The sequence below is a fragment of the Nocardia sp. CA-084685 genome (assembly GCF_050955785.1).
GTDB lineage: Bacteria > Actinomycetota > Actinomycetes > Mycobacteriales > Mycobacteriaceae > Nocardia.
In genome coordinates, this window is the sequence record NZ_CP192094.1 from 629,968 (window position 1) to 647,012 (window position 17,045).

Annotated in this window: 13 protein-coding genes; 9 read left to right on the forward strand and 4 right to left on the reverse strand. The window is 65.1% G+C overall.

What is annotated here, in order from left to right; genetic code table 11:
* Positions 1-337: 337 nt before the first annotated feature.
* Positions 338-1,621 (reverse strand): glycosyltransferase 87 family protein, encoded by a 1,284-nt coding sequence (locus ACQP2U_RS02855; RefSeq protein WP_433713254.1) that lies wholly within the window; start codon positions 1,619-1,621, stop codon positions 338-340.
* A gap of 177 nt (positions 1,622-1,798) precedes the next feature.
* Between ACQP2U_RS02855 and purL the strand changes: the two genes are divergently transcribed.
* Positions 1,799-4,093 carry a phosphoribosylformylglycinamidine synthase subunit PurL gene (purL, locus tag ACQP2U_RS02860; protein ID WP_433713255.1) on the forward strand — a complete coding sequence of 765 codons (2,295 nt, stop codon included), beginning with the start codon at positions 1,799-1,801 and terminating at the stop codon, positions 4,091-4,093.
* Positions 4,094-4,146: 53 nt separating this feature from the next.
* Complete coding sequence (locus ACQP2U_RS02865; RefSeq protein WP_433713257.1) at positions 4,147-5,940, forward strand: alpha/beta hydrolase; 1,794 nt, start codon at positions 4,147-4,149, stop codon at positions 5,938-5,940.
* Positions 5,941-5,997: 57 nt separating this feature from the next.
* Here ACQP2U_RS02865 and ACQP2U_RS02870 read toward each other — a convergent pair whose 3' ends face one another.
* A complete protein-coding gene (locus ACQP2U_RS02870) occupies positions 5,998-6,288 on the reverse strand; it encodes a YiaA/YiaB family inner membrane protein (RefSeq protein ID WP_397030424.1) in 291 nt (96 codons plus the stop codon).
* 302 nt (positions 6,289-6,590) lie between these two features.
* On the opposite strand from ACQP2U_RS02870, the gene ACQP2U_RS02875 reads away from it, so the two are divergent.
* The 5 genes from ACQP2U_RS02875 to ACQP2U_RS02895 all read left to right on the forward strand — a co-directional run bounded on the left by ACQP2U_RS02875 (position 6,591) and on the right by ACQP2U_RS02895 (position 10,700).
* Positions 6,591-8,342, forward strand: coding sequence for an alpha/beta hydrolase (locus ACQP2U_RS02875; protein WP_433713259.1), 1,752 nt, complete (start codon positions 6,591-6,593; stop codon positions 8,340-8,342).
* A complete protein-coding gene (locus ACQP2U_RS02880; RefSeq protein ID WP_433713260.1) occupies positions 8,339-8,980 on the forward strand; it encodes a lysostaphin resistance A-like protein in 642 nt (213 codons plus the stop codon). Before ACQP2U_RS02875 ends, ACQP2U_RS02880 begins: the two co-directional genes overlap by 4 nt.
* 223 nt (positions 8,981-9,203) lie before the next feature.
* Complete coding sequence (locus tag ACQP2U_RS02885) at positions 9,204-9,908, forward strand: hypothetical protein (protein ID WP_433713261.1); 705 nt, start codon at positions 9,204-9,206, stop codon at positions 9,906-9,908.
* The gene (locus ACQP2U_RS02890; RefSeq protein ID WP_433713263.1) at positions 9,908-10,075 is read left to right on the forward strand and encodes a hypothetical protein; all 168 of its coding nucleotides are present in this window, start codon (positions 9,908-9,910) and stop codon (positions 10,073-10,075) included. Before ACQP2U_RS02885 ends, ACQP2U_RS02890 begins: the two co-directional genes overlap by 1 nt.
* Positions 10,076-10,304: 229 nt before the next feature.
* Complete coding sequence (locus ACQP2U_RS02895) at positions 10,305-10,700, forward strand: sterol carrier family protein (RefSeq protein ID WP_433713265.1); 396 nt, start codon at positions 10,305-10,307, stop codon at positions 10,698-10,700.
* Between the two features lie 276 nt (positions 10,701-10,976).
* Here the strand turns inward: ACQP2U_RS02895 and ACQP2U_RS02900 are convergent, their stop codons facing one another.
* Together ACQP2U_RS02900 and ACQP2U_RS02905 are read right to left on the reverse strand one after the other, a co-directional pair.
* Positions 10,977-11,993: an acyl-CoA dehydrogenase family protein gene (locus ACQP2U_RS02900; protein WP_433713266.1), complete on the reverse strand. Its 1,017-nt coding sequence runs from the start codon at positions 11,991-11,993 to the stop codon at positions 10,977-10,979.
* Positions 11,994-12,047: 54 nt separating this feature from the next.
* Positions 12,048-13,301 carry an ABC transporter permease gene (locus ACQP2U_RS02905; RefSeq protein WP_433716349.1) on the reverse strand — a complete coding sequence of 418 codons (1,254 nt, stop codon included), beginning with the start codon at positions 13,299-13,301 and terminating at the stop codon, positions 12,048-12,050.
* 217 nt (positions 13,302-13,518) lie between these two features.
* Here ACQP2U_RS02905 and purF point away from each other — a divergent pair, with 217 nt between their 5' ends.
* The gene (gene purF / locus ACQP2U_RS02910) at positions 13,519-15,078 is read left to right on the forward strand and encodes an amidophosphoribosyltransferase (protein ID WP_433716350.1); all 1,560 of its coding nucleotides are present in this window, start codon (positions 13,519-13,521) and stop codon (positions 15,076-15,078) included.
* A 387-nt stretch (positions 15,079-15,465) separates the two neighbouring features.
* A complete protein-coding gene (locus ACQP2U_RS02915; protein WP_433716351.1) occupies positions 15,466-17,022 on the forward strand; it encodes an ABC transporter substrate-binding protein in 1,557 nt (518 codons plus the stop codon).
* Positions 17,023-17,045 lie beyond the last annotated feature (23 nt).

Below are 17,045 nucleotides of genomic sequence, written 5' to 3' on the forward strand. Positions count from 1 at the left end.
AATTTCTCACCTCCTGAGTGCCGATGAGCTCGCCGCATCGGCGGATGAGTTCGATGCGGGCTGGTGCTGCGACATTCCGCGATCGAGTCGTGTGCGTGGGGGTGCCATGGATAGGCGGGCAGGTCCGGGTGGCCATGTCCTCGCCGCAACGGCGGATGAGTTCGATACGGGCTGGTGCTGCGACATTCCGCGGTCAATTCCTGCGCGCGGGGGTGCGTCATGCGGGCAGGTCCGGGTGCCGATGGCAAGCTCGCAAGGGACGTGTGCCGGTGGAAAGAGCTGGAATTCCGAGAGGCGCGTCGGGGCGGACGATCGCCGTTCAGGCAGCGGCGCTGGCCTACTCGGGCACCGCGCTTTTCGCTGGGTGGTAGGTGCTGACGGCGACCACGAATACCGCAAGGGTCGCGAGGACATAGCTGCTGCCGATGAGCTGCTGCCACCAGGCCCAGCCGAGTTCCAGATCCTTGGAATGCGGCAGGAGCCATTGGGGTCCGATCATGAACAGGACGGTGAAGGCGGCGACCGAGCCGATGAACCAGCGGTTTCGGGCGCCGCGGGCGATGGCGTCGGCCGCGACCAGGATGGCGGGGGCGATCCAAACCCAGTGATGCGACCAGGAAACCGGGGATACCAGCAGTACGGCGGCAGCATTCACCATCAGTGCCGCGACCTGCTGTCCCACTTCGAGCAGCCGGTGCATCCATACCGCGGCGAGGGTAATCGCGATGAGCGACAGCGTGATCCAGATCACGGTGGCTAGTGAATCGGAGACACCGAGGCGGAAGGCCATGCCCTTGATCGACTGATTGCCCGCGAAGTAGGGCGGCCCGATGCGGCCGGTATCGGCCAGGGTGTGGAACCAATATTCGGCCGAATCGCTCGGGAACAGCAGGAATCCGAGTCCGACAGCGAGAACCGCGGAGACGATCAGCGTGCCCGCCGCTTTCCAATCCCGGCGAAGCAGGAAATACAGCAGATATCCGGCCGGAATCAATTTCACCGACACCGCGATGCCGATCAGCATGCCGCGCGGCCAGACCGGCTTGCGGACAAGGCAATCCATGGTGACCGCGGCCATCAGCACCAGATTGATCTGACCGAAGCCGAAGGTCTGCCGGATCGGTTCCGACATCTGCGCCACCGCGACCACGCCGATGACCAGCGCCAGCATGGTCCGCCATTCGAGGGACGGGCGCAGCCGCGCGAGCACCAGCCACAGTGTGATGCCGAGGCTGAGCACCGAGGTGGCGGTCACCAGCACCTCGGCCAGTGGAAGCGGCATCAGCGCGAGTGGTGCGAAGAACAGTGCGGCCAGTGGGGGATAGGTGAACGGCAGTCCGATCCCCTCGACCGGGGGCATCGGTCCGTACAACTCGCCGTCGTCGAGCCAGACGCGCGCACCGTTGCGATAGACCTGGAGATCGATATATCCATTCCACCAGTGCACCACCAGCGAGACGATGGCCGATACGGCGAACATCGCGACGGCGATCAACAGCCAGCGCACCTGCGGATTCGACAATGAGAATCGCGGCGAGACATCCGAGTCGAGTTCGAGTCGAGTGTTCAGCGTGGTGACGGGCTGCTCGGCCGGATCCGCAACCCCCGATCGATCGTTCACGGCCAAAGCGTAGCGGTTGCGAGCTCGCGCGATGTGTGCCGACCCGGGGCCTTCGGGCCCGAAAAGCGGCGATCCGGACGCCTGGTCGATGCGACCGGCCGTCCATGGAGGGCCACGGCTAAACTTCATGGCGAATCCCCAGCTTCGCGCTCCGGCCCGAAAGGACCCTGGTACTCCGTGACTCCGCAGGTCGACACCGTCAGCGCAGCCGCAGCAACTCCCGACGCCCCGCAGCCGTACAAGGAGCTCGGTCTCAAGGACGACGAGTACGCGCGGATCAAGGAAATCCTCGGCCGTCGGCCGACCGACGCCGAACTGGCGATGTACTCGGTGATGTGGAGCGAGCACTGCTCCTACAAGTCCTCGAAGGTGCATCTGCGCTACTTCGGCGAGACCACCACCGAGGAAATGAAATCGGCGATGCTCGCGGGCATCGGTGAGAACGCGGGCGTTGTCGATATCGGCGAGGGCTGGGCGGTCACCTTCAAGGTGGAAAGCCACAACCACCCGTCCTATGTGGAGCCGTATCAGGGTGCGGCCACCGGTGTCGGCGGCATTGTGCGCGACATCATGGCCATGGGCGCGCGGCCCATCGCGGTGATGGATCAGCTGCGCTTCGGTGCGGCGGACGCATCGGATACCCGACGCGTTGTCGACGGTGTGGTGCGCGGTGTCGGCGGCTACGGCAACTCGCTCGGCCTGCCGAATGTCGGCGGAGAGACCGTCTTCGATGCCTCCTACCAAGGCAATCCGCTGGTCAACGCGCTGTGCGCCGGTGTCATGCGGGTCGAGGATCTGCATCTGGCCTTCGCCTCCGGCGCTGGCAACAAGATCATTCTGTTCGGCGCGCGCACCGGGCTCGACGGCATCGGCGGCGTATCGGTGCTCGCCTCGGACACCTTCTCCGGTGACGAATCCGGTACCGGCCGCAAGAAGCTGCCCAGCGTCCAGGTCGGCGACCCGTTCGCCGAGAAGGTGCTCATCGAGTGTTGTCTCGAGCTGTACGCGGCCAAGCTGGTGGTCGGCATCCAGGATCTCGGCGGCGCCGGATTGTCCTGTGCCACTTCCGAACTCGCGGCCGCGGGCGATGGCGGCATGCATATCGACCTGACCAAGGTGCCGCTGCGCGCCAAGGGGATGACCCCGGCCGAGGTGCTCTCCAGTGAATCGCAGGAGCGCATGTGCGCGGTGGTCACGCCGGAGAATGTGGACGCGTTCATGGCCGTGTGCCACAAGTGGGATGTGCTGGCCACGGTCATCGGTGAGGTCACCGAGGGCGACCGGCTGGTGATCAGCTGGCACGGCGAGACCGTTGTCGATGTGCCGCCGCGCACGGTCGCACACCAGGGCCCGGTGTACGAGCGCCCGGTGCAGCGACCGGATTTCCAGGACGCGCTCATCGCCGACACTCCGGATACGCTGCCCCGCCCGAAGACTCCGGACGAATTGCGCGCCACCGCGTTGCAGATGGTCGCCAGCCCGCAGCTGTGCAGCCGCCGGTGGATCACCGAGCAGTACGACCGCTACGTCCGCGGCAACACCGTGCTCGCCGAACATGCCGACGCCGGTGTCATCCGGATCGATGAGGAGACCGGCCGCGGCATCGCGCTGGCCACCGACGCATCGGGCCGCTACACCAAGCTCGACCCCTACACCGGCGCGCAGCTCGCGCTGGCCGAGGCCTACCGCAATGTGGCGACCACGGGTGCGACGCCGAAGGCCGTCACCAACTGCCTCAACTTCGGCTCGCCGGAGGATCCGGGCGTCATGTGGCAGTTCCAGCAGGCCGTGCGCGGTCTCGCGGACGGCTGTGTGGCGCTGGGCATTCCGGTTACCGGCGGCAATGTCAGCTTCTACAACCAGACCGGTCAGGACGCCATTCTGCCCACCCCGGTGGTCGGCGTGCTCGGCGTCATCGACGATGTGCACCGGCGCATCCCGACCGGACTCGGCCTGGAGCCGGGTGAAACGCTGATTCTGCTCGGCGAGACCGCCGACGAATTCGGCGGCTCGATCTGGTCGCAGGTCGCCCACGACCATCTCGGCGGTGTCCCGCCCACGGTCGACTTCGCCCGCGAGCAACTGCTCGCCGAGGTACTGACCTCCGGTTCGCGCGACGGGATGATCAGTGCCGCGCACGACCTTTCCGAGGGCGGTCTGATCCAGACCGTGGTCGAGGCCGCGCTGGCCGGTGAGACCGGTTGCCGCATCCTGCTTCCCGAGGGTTCGGATCCGTTCGTGCAGCTGTTCTCCGAATCGGCGGGCCGGGTGCTCGTCGCGGTGCCGCGCTCGGAGGAGACGCGCTTCACCAAGATGTGCACCGCGCGCGGATTGCCGTGGGTGCGCATCGGTGTGGTCGATCAGGGCTCGGATTCGGTTGAGGTGCAGGGCCAGTTCTCGATCACCCTGGACGATCTGCGCGAAGCGTATGAGGGCACGCTGCCGAAGTTATTCGGGGCCAGTGCCATTTGATCGCACCTGAGGCTGGCGCGGTCTCGGTAGCCCTACGCGGGGCTCGATTCGCGATGTTCGCTGTCGCGTCCGTGGTCACGCTGCCCCTCCGCGGCCTGAGCTCGGGCCGCGGCGGCGCTGCCAGAATTGTCGGCGCCATAGAGCGCTTCTTCCATCCGAATTACGTCGGTCTCATCGTCGCCACGGTGTTCTTCGGCTGGTCGCTGACACCCTCACTGCTGCCACGGGATTGGTTGTTCGAGGGCCTGGTCAGCGGGATCAATGCGGCCATCGGCTACGGCGTCGGTTGCCTGTTCGAATGGGTGTACCGCAAGTGGTTGCGGAAACCGTTGCACCGCAAGGTCGCTCAGCTGCCGCCCGCAGTCACACGAGTTCGGTCGAAACGGCCGAAGTGGCTCTCCGGTGCGGTCGAGACCGCGATTGTGTTCGCCTGTCTTGGCGTCGCCATATTCCTACTGATCGAATCGGCTCGCTGGCAGCGTGAAATCACCGCGCTCATGGGGATGGAATCCACGACGACCTCCGGATTCCTGCGCACCGGCGCATTGAGCGCGCTGGTCGGCGCGATTGTCATCGCGGTATTCCGGATACTGCGGCGGCTCGTCCGTTCGATCGCGTTCGAGCTGATCAGGCGCGCCCACTTTCCGCGCCAGCTGGCCGTCCCGACCGGCGTGCTCGTCGTGGTGGTCGCGGCGGTGCTGCTGTTCAACGGCGTGCTCACCAAAGTGTTTTTCGATGTGGCGAATTCGGCGTTCAGCGTGCGCAACGGCAACACCTCGCCGAATGCCGTGCAGCCGCAGTTGCCGGAGCGTTCCGGCAGTGCGAAGTCATTGGCGGTCTGGGACACGCTGGGATCCGAGGGCCGCTGGTTCGTCTCGTTCGTGCCGACCGCGGTCGATATCAGCCAGGTCACCGGAAAGCCCGCGCGCGAACCGATTCGGGTCTACGCCGGATTGGAGTCGGCCGACGGGCCCGAGGCACAGGCCGAATTGGTCGCGGCGGAGTTGGAGCGAACCAAGGTTTTCGAGCGCAAGGTGCTGGTGGTCGTCACGACGACGGGCACCGGCTGGGTCGATTCGTCCAGCGCCGAATCCATCGAGCTGATGTACAACGGCGACACCGCGATCGCCGCGACCCAGTACTCCTATCTGCCGAGCGTGCTGTCGTTCCTGTCCGATAAGGCCAAGGCCACGCAGATGGGAAAGCTGGTCTTCGACAAGGTTTATGAACACTGGTCGGCCCGGCCGCAGGACGCGCGGCCGAAACTGCTCGTCTATGGCGAGAGCCTCGGATCCCAAGGTTCCGAAGGCGCTTTCACCGGCCTGGCCGACATCCGAGCGAAGACCGTCGGTGTGCTGTGGGTCGGACCGCCGAATTCCAACCGGCTGTGGCGTGAATTCACCGCCCGCCGCGATCCCGGCACGTCGGAGATTCTGCCGACCTATGCCGACGGACTGGTGGTGCGCTTCTCCGATAGCCGCGCCGATCTGTGGAAGCCTGGGGACAACTGGCTGGCGCCGCGAATCGCCTATCTGCAGCACGCCTCCGATACGGTGGTCTGGTGGTCACCGGATCTGCTGTTCAGCGAACCCGATTGGCTGCGCGAATCGCGCGGTCCCGATGTTTCCGCACGCATGGCGTGGTATCCGATCGTCACGTTCTGGCAGGTCGCCGCGGATCTGCCCAGGGCGCAGAGCGTCAGCGACGGACATGGGCACAACTACGGCAACCTGGTATTGGATGCCTGGGCCGCGATCGCGCAGCCGCCGGATTGGTCGGCCGATCTGGCGGATCGGATCCGCGATTATCTGGCGATCTCCTCCGCCCGCGAGCACGAGCTGAAATAGCGCACGCACCCTGGCGGGCCCGAACCCCTCGTCGCCGGACCCGTCCGGATGCGCACATCAGGCGACGGATTTGAACGGATCGTGCTCCGCGATCAGTTTTTCCATCCGCGCCTCGTCCAAGCGGCGGCCGATGCTCGCCGATTCCTGTTGGTCGCGAACCACCTTCGCCAGGGTGAACGCACTCGACACCAGGAACAGCACGGACATGCCGAGGAAGCCGCGCTGTGCGATATCCAATGGCAGGTAGAAGATGCCGACGCCGGTCCCGAAGAAGCTGACGCCGAACGCGATCGCGGCTTGCGCGAGAAAGGCCGAGGAGGTTTTCGGCCGGGCATTGGGATTGGTCATGGGTACCGAGTCTGCTGATTCGGGGCGCTACGCGACCGCGTACAACTACTCGAGCGCGTTGGGTAGTTGCCGAATGTCGCGGTAAGTGACACTGCCGCTGGATGATTCGCGCATCGGGTCGGTCGCCTCGGCCGAGCCTGCGTGTGATCTGTACCCCCGATGCCGCGTGGCGCTGCGGGCAACATACCCGCTGACCCGCGCGCACCCGCATACTGTTCCGATGATGATCGCTACGGACCCGTCCACGCCCGTGCCCGATCCGAACCGCCACGATCCGGGCACCACGCCATCGCGCTGAGACGATGCTCGAAACCGCGACCACCCTGACGAAGCTGCGTGCGCGCGGCGTTGTGGTGGTGCGGCGTGCCGAGGACATCATCGACCTGAACTACGCCGGGCTGGTCTTCGCGACGATCTTCTTCGTACTCTCGGTGACGCCGTCACTGGTACCGCGCGACTGGCTGTTCCAGGGTCTGATCAGCGGCATCAATGCCGCGCTCGGCTACGGCCTCGGCTGTCTATTGGAGTGGTTGTTCCGGCTCTGGGTCCGGCCGCGGCTGGCCAAGCTGCTGCGCGATCGAATTTCGCCGCCGCCGACCTGGGTGCGCTATGCGGTGAAATCTGCGATCCTGCTCACTGCCGCCCTCACCGCGGCCTTCATGCTGGTGCAGTCGGCCCGCTGGCAGCGCGAAATCACCGCGCTGATGGGTATGGAGGGCACCACGACCCCCGCCTATCTGCGCACGGGATTGCTCAGTATCGCGGTCGGGACCGGCGTGGTTGTGGTGTATCGGACGCTGCGCGAGATCATCCGATTCCTGGCCCGCCAGCTCAACCGCTGGGTACGGGTACCGCGCGAGCTGGCCCCATCGGCTGGATTCCTGGTCCTGGTGGTGCTGACCGTCACGCTGTTCAACGGCGTCGCCTCGCGCGCCTTCTTCGCGGTGGCCAACTCGGCATTCAGCGTGCAGAACGATCACACCTCGCCGAATGCGGTTCAGCCGGTGCAGCCGGAACGCTCGGGGAGTCCGGCATCGCTGGCGAAATGGGATTCGCTCGGATTCGAGGGCCGCTGGTTCGTCTCGCACGGCCCCTCCGCCGCTCGAATCACCTCGATCACCGGTAAACCCGCCCGCGAACCGATTCGCGCATATGTGGGTCTCGAGTCGGCGCAGAGCGGCGAAGCGCGAGCCGCGCTCGCCGTCTCCGAATTGGAGCGCACGGGTGCCTTCGACCGCAAGGTGCTGGTGGTGGTCACCACGACCGGCACCGGATGGGTCAATTCCATGGCGGCCGGTGCCATCGAGTACATGTACGGCGGCGACACCGCCATCGTGGCCTCGCAGTACTCGTACCTGCCGAGCGTGCTTTCCTTTCTCGCGGACCGCGGCAAGGCATCGGATGCGGGTAAGCAGCTCTTCGACGCCGTGTACCAGCATTGGTCGGCACGGTCGGAGGGGGCGCGGCCGAAGTTGCTCGTGTACGGCGAGAGTCTGGGCTCACAAGGCTCCGAGGCGGCCTTCGACGGACTCGCCGATCTGCGCTCCAAGGTCGACGGTGCGCTATGGGTCGGCCCCCCGAATTCGAATCGACTGTGGGATCAGTTCGTTTCGCGACGCGATCCAGGATCGCGCGAGGTCGAACCGCTGTACGCGGATGGTTTGGTGGTCCGATTCGCCTCCGACAGTGCCGATCTCGCGCGTCCGACGACCGAATGGCGGGCTCCGCGTATCGCCTATCTGCAGCACGCCTCCGACCCGATCGTCTGGTGGTCCTCGGACCTGATCTTCTCCCAACCGGATTGGCTGTCCGAACCGCGCGGCTCCGATGTGTCCTCGCAGATGCGCTGGTGGCCATTCGTCACGTTCTGGCAGGTCACCTGTGATCTGTCCAATGCGCAGGGCGTCACCGACGGACACGGCCACCGGTACGGCAGTCTGGTCTTGGACGGCTGGATCGCTGTTGCGGCGCCACCGGATTGGACTGTCGAACAGTCCGACAAGATCCGGGCCCAGATCGAGGCCGCCGAGGACTACGAGCGCGAGATCAAATGACATTTATCGGGCGCGTTGCGAAAACTGCTGTCGCCATTGGTGTTCCATTGGCATGGGGCAATTGGCTGTTGCCGCGCTTGCAGCTGGATCTGCGCGGCCGCACCGCAGCCAATGCGGGATTCGCGACCGGCTACGCACTGGCATTTCGCGGCCGACCGAACTGGTTGTCCGTGCGTGGTCTCGGTTACGGACTCGCCTCGGCGAGCGTGGTCACCGCCGGTTATGGTGCGGCCGTCGCTATTCCGGCGCTGCGTGATCGTCTCGGTGGGTTCGCCGACCGGGCTCCGGACGTCCCGCTCGGTGAGTGGGTCGCGGTACATATCCCGATCGGCACCGCCTACAGCGAGGAACTCATCTTTCGTGCAACACTGAACCCGTTGCTGGACAACGCGTTCGGGCCGGGAGGTGGTGCGTTGATCGGAGCGGCTACCTTCGGCCTCTGGCACATCTATCCCGCACGCGCTGCGGGCGACAGCGTTCCGGCATCGATTGCCGCGACCGCTGCCGGTGGCCTCCTATTCGACCTGCTGCGCCGCCGCACCGACAGTGCCACAGCCCCCGCTCTGCTGCACTTCGCCGTGAACGCCGGGGGTGCGCTTGCGCCGCGAATCGCCGCGGCTGATTCGCCGAGCAGTTGACCGGCTTCAGCCTGTCACGTTGCGGCTCCCAGCTTGTCGCCGCACCATCCATACTGGCGCGAACGGGCCCGAACGCGCATCCCTGACCTCGACGACCGAACACTTTGCCGCCATTGACAATTGAAGGGTGTTCTATAAGCATGGCTGCGGTACTCAGTGCTCGGGACACACTCTTACAGACGCGAGGTTTTCGTCAGCCACGGCAAAGGAGACCAGGCAGATCATGGGGGACGACCAGCACGAAGAGGACTCTCGCAACTCGAGCCGACCCCAGCACGAAGTCTCTCCCGAGCGGCGCAGCTGGGTCAGTCGCCATCCCGTTCTCGCCGCGATGCTCTTGCCGGTCATTCCCGGTTTGATCGTCGGCTTGATCATCCTCGTACCGGACAAGTTCTTCGACGCCAAGCAGGACGGAAACTCCTCCTCGCAATCCCCTCCACCGGCCCAGCAGGCGTCCCGGACCGAGTCCGCCAGCCGGCCGACCACTGTCTCCGAGTCCGCTACTTCCTCGACATCGGCCTCCGCGTCTGAGGACGTTCGGTGGTCCGGCACGGTCAATCTGACCTACCTCGACCTGGACTCCGTCCCGCCCAGGGTGGTATCCGGGAACAATGGCGCCAGCACGTGGGCCAGCTATAACTACTCTTCGTCCAAGAAATTCTCCGAAGCCACGCTCTACGGTCAGCGAGGCGACTTCTTTACCGTGCAGCCCACCATCGCGTCCTGGAGCAATCCGACCAAGCCGACCCGGCAACAGTGCGCCGACGTCATCGCCACCCAGGGCGTCGAATCCCTACCTCTCAGCAAGAACAGCAGCTACTGCGTCAAGACGGTGGCCAATCGCGTCGCCTTCATTACGGAACTTTCGCTCAGCGATGCCATCCACGCCTACACGGCCGTGGTGACCGTCTGGTCCGCCACCAGCTGATGGGCCTCGCTCACACCAACCCACATCCTCGCCTGGTCGTCGTCAGCGACATCCCGTTGATGATCAACGAGGTGCAACACGTGATAGCCGACACCAGCGTCATCCTCGATGGCGCACCACCACTCCCGTATCGAGGGCAGCTCACCAGCGTGCCGCCGGTCGTCTGATGGCTTCTCGGGTGTGCAGCTGGTCCGGCTCTGGTCTTCACCCCGGACTGCCTTCACGACGAGCGTGCAAAACGGAGACTTCAACCGGCCCGAAGCGTAGACACATCCGCTGAGCGACCGACCCACACTCGTCTAGCCGCAGCGCTCATTTTCGCTCGATCCAACGGGAATCCCCGGCGGGCAAGAGCGCGGGCGCTCAGGCCAGTCGCCTCCGAGTATTCTCGGCATCGTGGCAGGACGAGCAAAGGTGGATCCAACGGAACTGCGAGCGGCGGTCGCGGCGGTCAGCGCCTGGCTGCGCGACGATTCGACGCCCGCACCCGCCCGGCCCGAACTCGCCGCCGCGGCCCGCACCACCGTTCGCGCCCTCGCCGCCGCCGCACCCGGTCACTCCGTCGAGGTCCGCGTCCCACCTTTCGCGGCCGTGCAGTGCATCGAGGGTCCGCGGCACACCAGGGGCACACCGCCGAATGTCATCGAAACCGACGCGCGCACTTGGCTTTTGCTTGCCACCGGCCTCCTCGAATTCGACGTTGCTGTGGCATCGGGCGTGGTCAGCGCTTCCGGTAGCCGAGCTGGCGAAGTGGCCCACTGGCTGCCCATCACGCGTGCCACCGCGGACTGACGATCGTCCTGGCCAGTCGCACCGTCCACGTGTGGACTCCACGGGATTCGCCATCCGTTCACGGCGTCACACGGAGTGCGGTCTACTTGAATGCTCGAGTGGCACACCGACGAGCAGCTTTAGCGCGAGTTAAAGACTTCCCGCCCGAGAGGTCTTCCGCAGGGGCATGGGGATCCCCGTTCTCGCAACAGGTTCCGAGTTCCAACCATTCCCACTGTGCCCACATTTTTCCCAGAGGAGGCGTGAATCCCGGTGAGGGCTGCGAGGATTCGCAGCCTAGGGGTAGACGGTGTCGGTGGCCTGGGTCAGGCGGTCCAACAGCGCGGTCCTGATGGCCGGGCGGGAGCCGAAGACCAGCGTGAAGGTCGCCTCGCGTAGTGAGCGTTCGGCGATGTTGTCGCGCGTGACGGCCGCGCTACCGGTGGCCGTCACCAGAGCCGTCGCCGCGCGGACCGCGAGTTCGGAGGCGTGGGCGCGGGCCAGGTAGATGTCGGACTGGCCGGTGAGCGCATCGTCGAGTTCGGTACGGATGCGGGCGGATTCGGCGGCCATGGCGGTGGTGTCGACACCCGAGCGCGTGAGTTCGCCGAGGCAGCGGCGCACGATGCCGAGAGCGATCGCACCGTTGCGCCAGGCGGCCAGGATGAAGGAGGCATGGAAGTTGCGCAGTGAAATTCGGTTGTCCACAGCGGCATCGGGCACCTGGAGGCCGTCGAAGGTGAGCGTCACGGTCTTGCTGGCATCGGCGGCGATGAGCGGGAGCGCGGTGGCGTGCACCGTGGGGCCCGGTTCGGCGGGCACCAGCACACTGATCAGCGACCCCTCGTCGTCCGCATCGCGGGCCATCACGCCGAGAATGTCCACCAGACCCCATCCGGTGACGAATGGTGCGGTGCCGTCGAGCACATACCCGCCGTCGATGCGACGTGCGATCAAGCCGGGCTGGTCGTTCGCGCCCGCGTAGCTCACACCGGCGCGTACCCGTCCGTGTCGCAGGTCCTCGGTAAGTCGTTCGCGCAGTTCGGGATTCGGTGAGGTGGCGATCCGGCGCGCGACCCCGAGATGCTGCGCCCAGACGAAGGTGGTCGCCAGACATCCGCCCACCAGGAGCTCGCCCGCCTGGGTGAAGGTGGCGATATCCATATCATCGGCCATGGTCGCGCCGTAGAACCCGTATTCGGCGAGCAGGTCGAAATGGGTGCCGGGAATTTCGCCCGTGCGGTCGACCGCGTCGGCCTGCGGTGCGAATATCTCATCGGCCAGATACCGCGCGTGTTCGATCCACGAATTCACAGCATCTATCTTGGTGCATGCGGCGAAACCGGTCGCACCCGCCATGAGCCTGACTCAGCCGCGGGACAGATCGCGTCTGTGTAGCCCTTTGTAGTCGTAGTACCGGGTGGTGCAGGTGCCGAGCACCAGCCCGATCGCGAGCCCGAGCACCGCCATCCACACCCCACGCGCCAACCCTGCCGGGAAGTTCGCATCGAAGTACAGAATTGCGCGTACACCGACGAACACCTGGTGCATCGGCTCGAATTTCGCCAGCCAGCCGAGGTATTTCGGCGTCGCCTCGATCGGCACGGTGCCGCCCGAGGACGGCAGCCCGAGAATGATGAACAGAATCAGATTGATCAGCAGACCCGCCGAACCGACCGCCGCCAGCACGGACAATCCGGTGATCCCCACCGCCATGATGGCCAGCGCGCTGTAGAGAAACAGCGTCAGCGGATGGTCGATCGGCATATCGAGCAGCCCGGCCACACCGAGGAATACACCCGCGACGATATTCGCGGTGATCACCATCACGCCCCATTTGATCAGCAGCGTATTGAACCGCGAGATCGGAGTCGTCGGGAAATGCACGTACCACGGTCCGTATTCGGTGGGTACGAATCCGAGTGCCGCATCGATCATGGTGTGGATGGTCATCGAGCCGACCAGCCCGGCGAGCAGGAGTAGCAGGGCATAGAAAAACGCCGTCAACCCCTGGCCGGTGCCCGATGGCAGCGGGCGGAACGGCGCGATGACAATGTGCACCGGATCCGCGAGCGCCACCCGCGTGGCACCCGCCAACTCGGGCGCGGCCCCGCCGCCCGGCGGCTTCAACTGTGCATTCACCTGATCGGTCAGCTGTTTACCGACCTGCTCGTTCACTTGAGTCAGCGCCCGGGTGCCGATGGTCGTGACGATATTTGTGACGAACGCCCCACTGCGCGGATTCGTCTGCAACGTCAGCGTCGGACGCTGGATATCACCGGGGACCACGCTGCCCGCGCCGAGAATGCTGAGGCGCTTGCTGAAATCGCTGGGAATCAGGATCGTGCCGTACACCGCACCGGACTGCATCTTCAGCTCGGCCTCGTTGATGCCGAGCACCTGCAGATCGACCTTGTCCGACGGAATGCCCTGGCGCAGCGCATCGGTGATCTGTGTGCCGAAATTCACTTGCTGCCCGCCGACCGTATCGCCGACATCCTGGTTCACCAAGGCGATCGGGAAGTCGTGCAGGTTCTTCTCCGGATCGACGACGTAATCCAGATACATCGTGCCGAGCAGCGCCATGAACAGGGTCAGTATCGCGATCGGGGCCAACCACATGCGCGCGGTCAACCGGGTATCCGACCCACGGCGGCGCGCACTGTCCGAAGTCGTCACGGCTGGCCACGGTAACACCGTGCGGCGCGGAAAAACGGCAGCGTCGCTCCGTGGTTGCCGCGCCTCCCCGGTGGCGGTGATCGCGGCACATCCCGCACACGTAGACTGGCCATTGCCCCCAGCCCGCCCGAACAGGGAGCAAACGGTGACCAACGCCGAAATGCCGGTCCAAACTATTCCCGATCAGGTCGAGAACGAACCACGCGAAGAGTGTGGTGTGTTCGGAGTCTGGGCGCCGAGCGAGGACGTGGCCAAGCTCACGTACTACGGCTTGTATGCCCTACAACACCGTGGCCAGGAAGCTGCGGGCATCGCCGTCTCCGACGGCTCGCAAATTCTGGTCTTCAAGGATCTGGGCCTGGTCAGCCAGGTATTCGACGAGCAGACACTGGCCGCGATGCCGGGCCACATCGCCGTCGGTCACTGCCGTTATTCCACTACCGGCTCCACCACCTGGGAGAATGCCCAGCCGATCTTCCGCACCACCTCGGTCGGTTCCGGACTTGCGTTGGGCCACAACGGAAATCTGGTCAACACCGCCGAATTGAGCGCGCGCGCACGCGAACTCGGGCTGATCGGTATGCCGCCGGTCTCCGGTGGCCGCCCGGCGCCGATCACCGCCACCTCCGACTCGGATGTGATGACCGCGCTGCTCGCGCACGCCGCCGCGGATTCGAGTATCGAGCAGGCCGCGCTGAAGCTGCTGCCGACGCTGAAGGGCGCGTTCTGTCTGACCTTCATGGACGAGCACACCCTCTATGCCGCGCGGGATCCGCACGGTGTCCGTCCGCTGTGCCTCGGTCGGCTCGAGCGTGGCTGGGTCGTAGCCAGTGAGACCGCCGCATTGGATATCGTCGGCGCCGCCTTCGTCCGGGAGATCGAGCCGGGCGAATTGTTGGCGATCGATGCCGATGGTGTGCGGTCCATGCGTTTCGCCAATCCCGAACCCAAGGGCTGTGTCTTCGAATACGTCTACCTGGCCCGGCCCGACAGCACCATCGCAGGTCGCTCGGTGCACGCCACCCGGGTGGAGATCGGCCGTCGGCTGGCCAAGGAACATCCGGTCGAGGCCGATCTGGTTATTCCGGTGCCGGAGTCCGGCACCCCCGCCGCGGTCGGTTACGCGCAGGGTTCGGGTGTGCCCTACGGGCAGGGCCTGATGAAGAACGCTTACGTCGGACGCACCTTCATCCAGCCGAGTCAGACCATCCGCCAGCTCGGCATCCGACTCAAGCTGAATCCGCTGCGCGAGGTGATCCGCGGTAAGCGGCTGATCGTGGTGGACGACTCCATCGTGCGCGGCAACACCCAGCGCGCGTTGATCCGGATGCTGCGCGAGGCGGGCGCGTTGGAGATTCACGTGCGGATCGCCTCGCCACCGGTGAAGTGGCCGTGCTTCTACGGCATCGACTTCGCCTCGCGTGCGGAGTTGATCGCCAATGGCGCGGGCGCCGATGACAGCTACGACGACATGGTGGAAGCGGTGCGCCGTTCGATCGGTGCGGACACCCTCGGCTACATCTCCACCGAGGGCATGGTCGCCGCCACCGAGCAGCCGCGCTCGCGACTGTGCTGCGCCTGCTTCGACGGTGATTATCCGATTCCGCTGCCCACCGAGGCGGCCATCGGCAAGAACGTGCTGGAGGGCATGCTCTCCGGTCAGTCCGAGGCAATGTTGTTGAGCGAGAACGCGAATGCGAGCGCGCTGAGCCGTCCCTGACCGAATTCGATGATCACGAACCCCTCGGCGAAAGCCGGGGGGTTCGATCTTGTTCGGGCGCTTTCCGCGCGAGCTGTCCGCGGCTGTGCCGTGGCCTGCTCGAGACGTAGCGGCGACGAGTTCCGGGCGAACCTGGTCATTCGTCCGGTGATCCGGTGTTGCCCGTGCGCCATTCGCAACCGCCGCTAACCGGCCCGTGACTTTTTCTTTGAAAACGCAACATCCCAGAAATGGATCGTGGGTACGGTGCCCGACATATCGGAAGTTCACCGTGCCCGCCGCGGACCTGTGATCCAGCACATGCGGTGTGGCGCGCTCGAGAAGTGGGGCCTGATGATGAGGGTTTCGAACAAGCCTGGGCGGACGCGACGAATCGCGGCGGTCGGGATGGCGGCGCTGGCCGTCTCCGCGATCGCGGGATGCGGTTCGGGGCGCACCGGCGGGGGTGGTGACGGAGCGGGTTTGGTGGCGGGCACCACGGACAAGATCTTCTCGCTCGACCCCGCGGCCGCCTACGACAACGGTTCGCTGCTGGTGGAAAACCAAATCTATTCGTATCTGCTGAATTTCGCACCGGGCGATGCCACACCGAAGCCCGACGCCGCGGACAAGTGTGACTTCAGCTCGCCGACGATATACACCTGCAAGCTGAAGTCGGGGCTGAAGTTCGCCAATGGGAACCCCTTGACCGCCAAGAGCGTCAAGTTCTCCTTCGATCGCATGCAGGGCATCAACGACCCGAACGGTCCCGCCTCGCTGCTCGGCAATCTCGAGAAAACCGAGGCCGTCGACGACCTGACGGTGAACTTCACCTTGAAGGTCGCCAACGATCAGACCTTCCCCGCGATCCTGCCGACCCAGGCCGGCCCGATCGTGGACGAGAAGGTCTTCCCGGCCGACAAGGTATTGCCGGATGACGAGGTGGTGAAGACCAAGGGCTACGCCGGCCCGTACACGATCGCCAGCTACGACAAGAACAAGCTGGTCGAGTACCAGGCCTACCCCGACTACAAGGGCATCCTCGGCACACCGAAAACCTCGCGGGTCTCCACCAAGTACTACGCGACATCGGACAATATGAAGCTGGATCTGCAGAGCGGTGCGCTCGATGTCGCATACCGATCCTTCACGCCGACCGATATCGAATCGCTGCGCAAGGACAGCAAGGTCACGGTGTCGGACGGGCCCGGCGGCGAGCTGCGCTACATCGTCTTCAATTTGAACACCATGCCGGGCGGTACCCCCGAGCAGAAGCTGGCGGTTCGCAAGGCCATCGCCTCATCGATCGACCGGACCGCGCTGGCCGAGGGCGTCTACAAGAACACCTATCAACCCGCGTACGGCTTTGTGCCGCAGGGCATGCCGGGTGCGGCCGAGCCGCTGAAGGAGCTCTACGGTGCCAAGCCCAATAGGGATGCGGCGGCCAAGTTCCTCTCCGGCGCGGGCATCGCGACACCGGTCGAGCTGAACCTGCAGTACAACCCGGATCACTATGGTTCGAGCAGCTCCGAAGAGTATGCGGCGATCAAATCGCAACTGGAGTCGACCGGACTGTTCAAGGTGAATCTGCAATCCACCGAATGGGTTACCTACCAGAAGGAGCGGGCCCGCGACGGTTACCCGCTCTATCACTTCGGTTGGTTCCCGGACTACCCGGACGCCGATGACTACCTGACCCCGTTCTTCGCGCCGAACAACTTCCTGCAGTCACATTTCGAGGATCCGAAGATCACCGCGCAGCTGACCGCGGAGACGACCGAGCAGGACAAGACCAAGCGCATCAAGCTGATCGAGGATGTGCAGAAGGATCTCGCGCAGAACTATCTGCCGACCCTGCCGCTGCTGTCGGGTAAGCAGATCGCGGTGTCGAATCCGAGCGTCAAGGGTGTGTCGGACACACTCGACGCGTCGTTCAAGTTCCGATACACGGTGCTGAGCAAGTGACCTCTGGCGAAGCCGGGCCCGAA

Coding starts and splice junctions, on each gene's coding strand:
- ACQP2U_RS02875 (WP_433713259.1), top strand. CDS start 6,591: ATGCTCGAAACCGCGACCACCCTGACGAAGCTGCGTGCGCGCGGCGTT.
- ACQP2U_RS02885 (WP_433713261.1), top strand. CDS start 9,204: ATGGGGGACGACCAGCACGAAGAGGACTCTCGCAACTCGAGCCGACCC.
- ACQP2U_RS02915 (WP_433716351.1), top strand. CDS start 15,466: ATGGCGGCGCTGGCCGTCTCCGCGATCGCGGGATGCGGTTCGGGGCGC.
- ACQP2U_RS02870 (WP_397030424.1), bottom strand. CDS start 6,288: ATGACCAATCCCAATGCCCGGCCGAAAACCTCCTCGGCCTTTCTCGCG.
- ACQP2U_RS02880 (WP_433713260.1), top strand. CDS start 8,339: ATGACATTTATCGGGCGCGTTGCGAAAACTGCTGTCGCCATTGGTGTT.
- purF (WP_433716350.1), top strand. CDS start 13,519: ATGCCGGTCCAAACTATTCCCGATCAGGTCGAGAACGAACCACGCGAA.
- ACQP2U_RS02865 (WP_433713257.1), top strand. CDS start 4,147: ATGTTCGCTGTCGCGTCCGTGGTCACGCTGCCCCTCCGCGGCCTGAGC.
- ACQP2U_RS02890 (WP_433713263.1), top strand. CDS start 9,908: ATGGGCCTCGCTCACACCAACCCACATCCTCGCCTGGTCGTCGTCAGC.
- ACQP2U_RS02905 (WP_433716349.1), bottom strand. CDS start 13,301: ATGTGGTTGGCCCCGATCGCGATACTGACCCTGTTCATGGCGCTGCTC.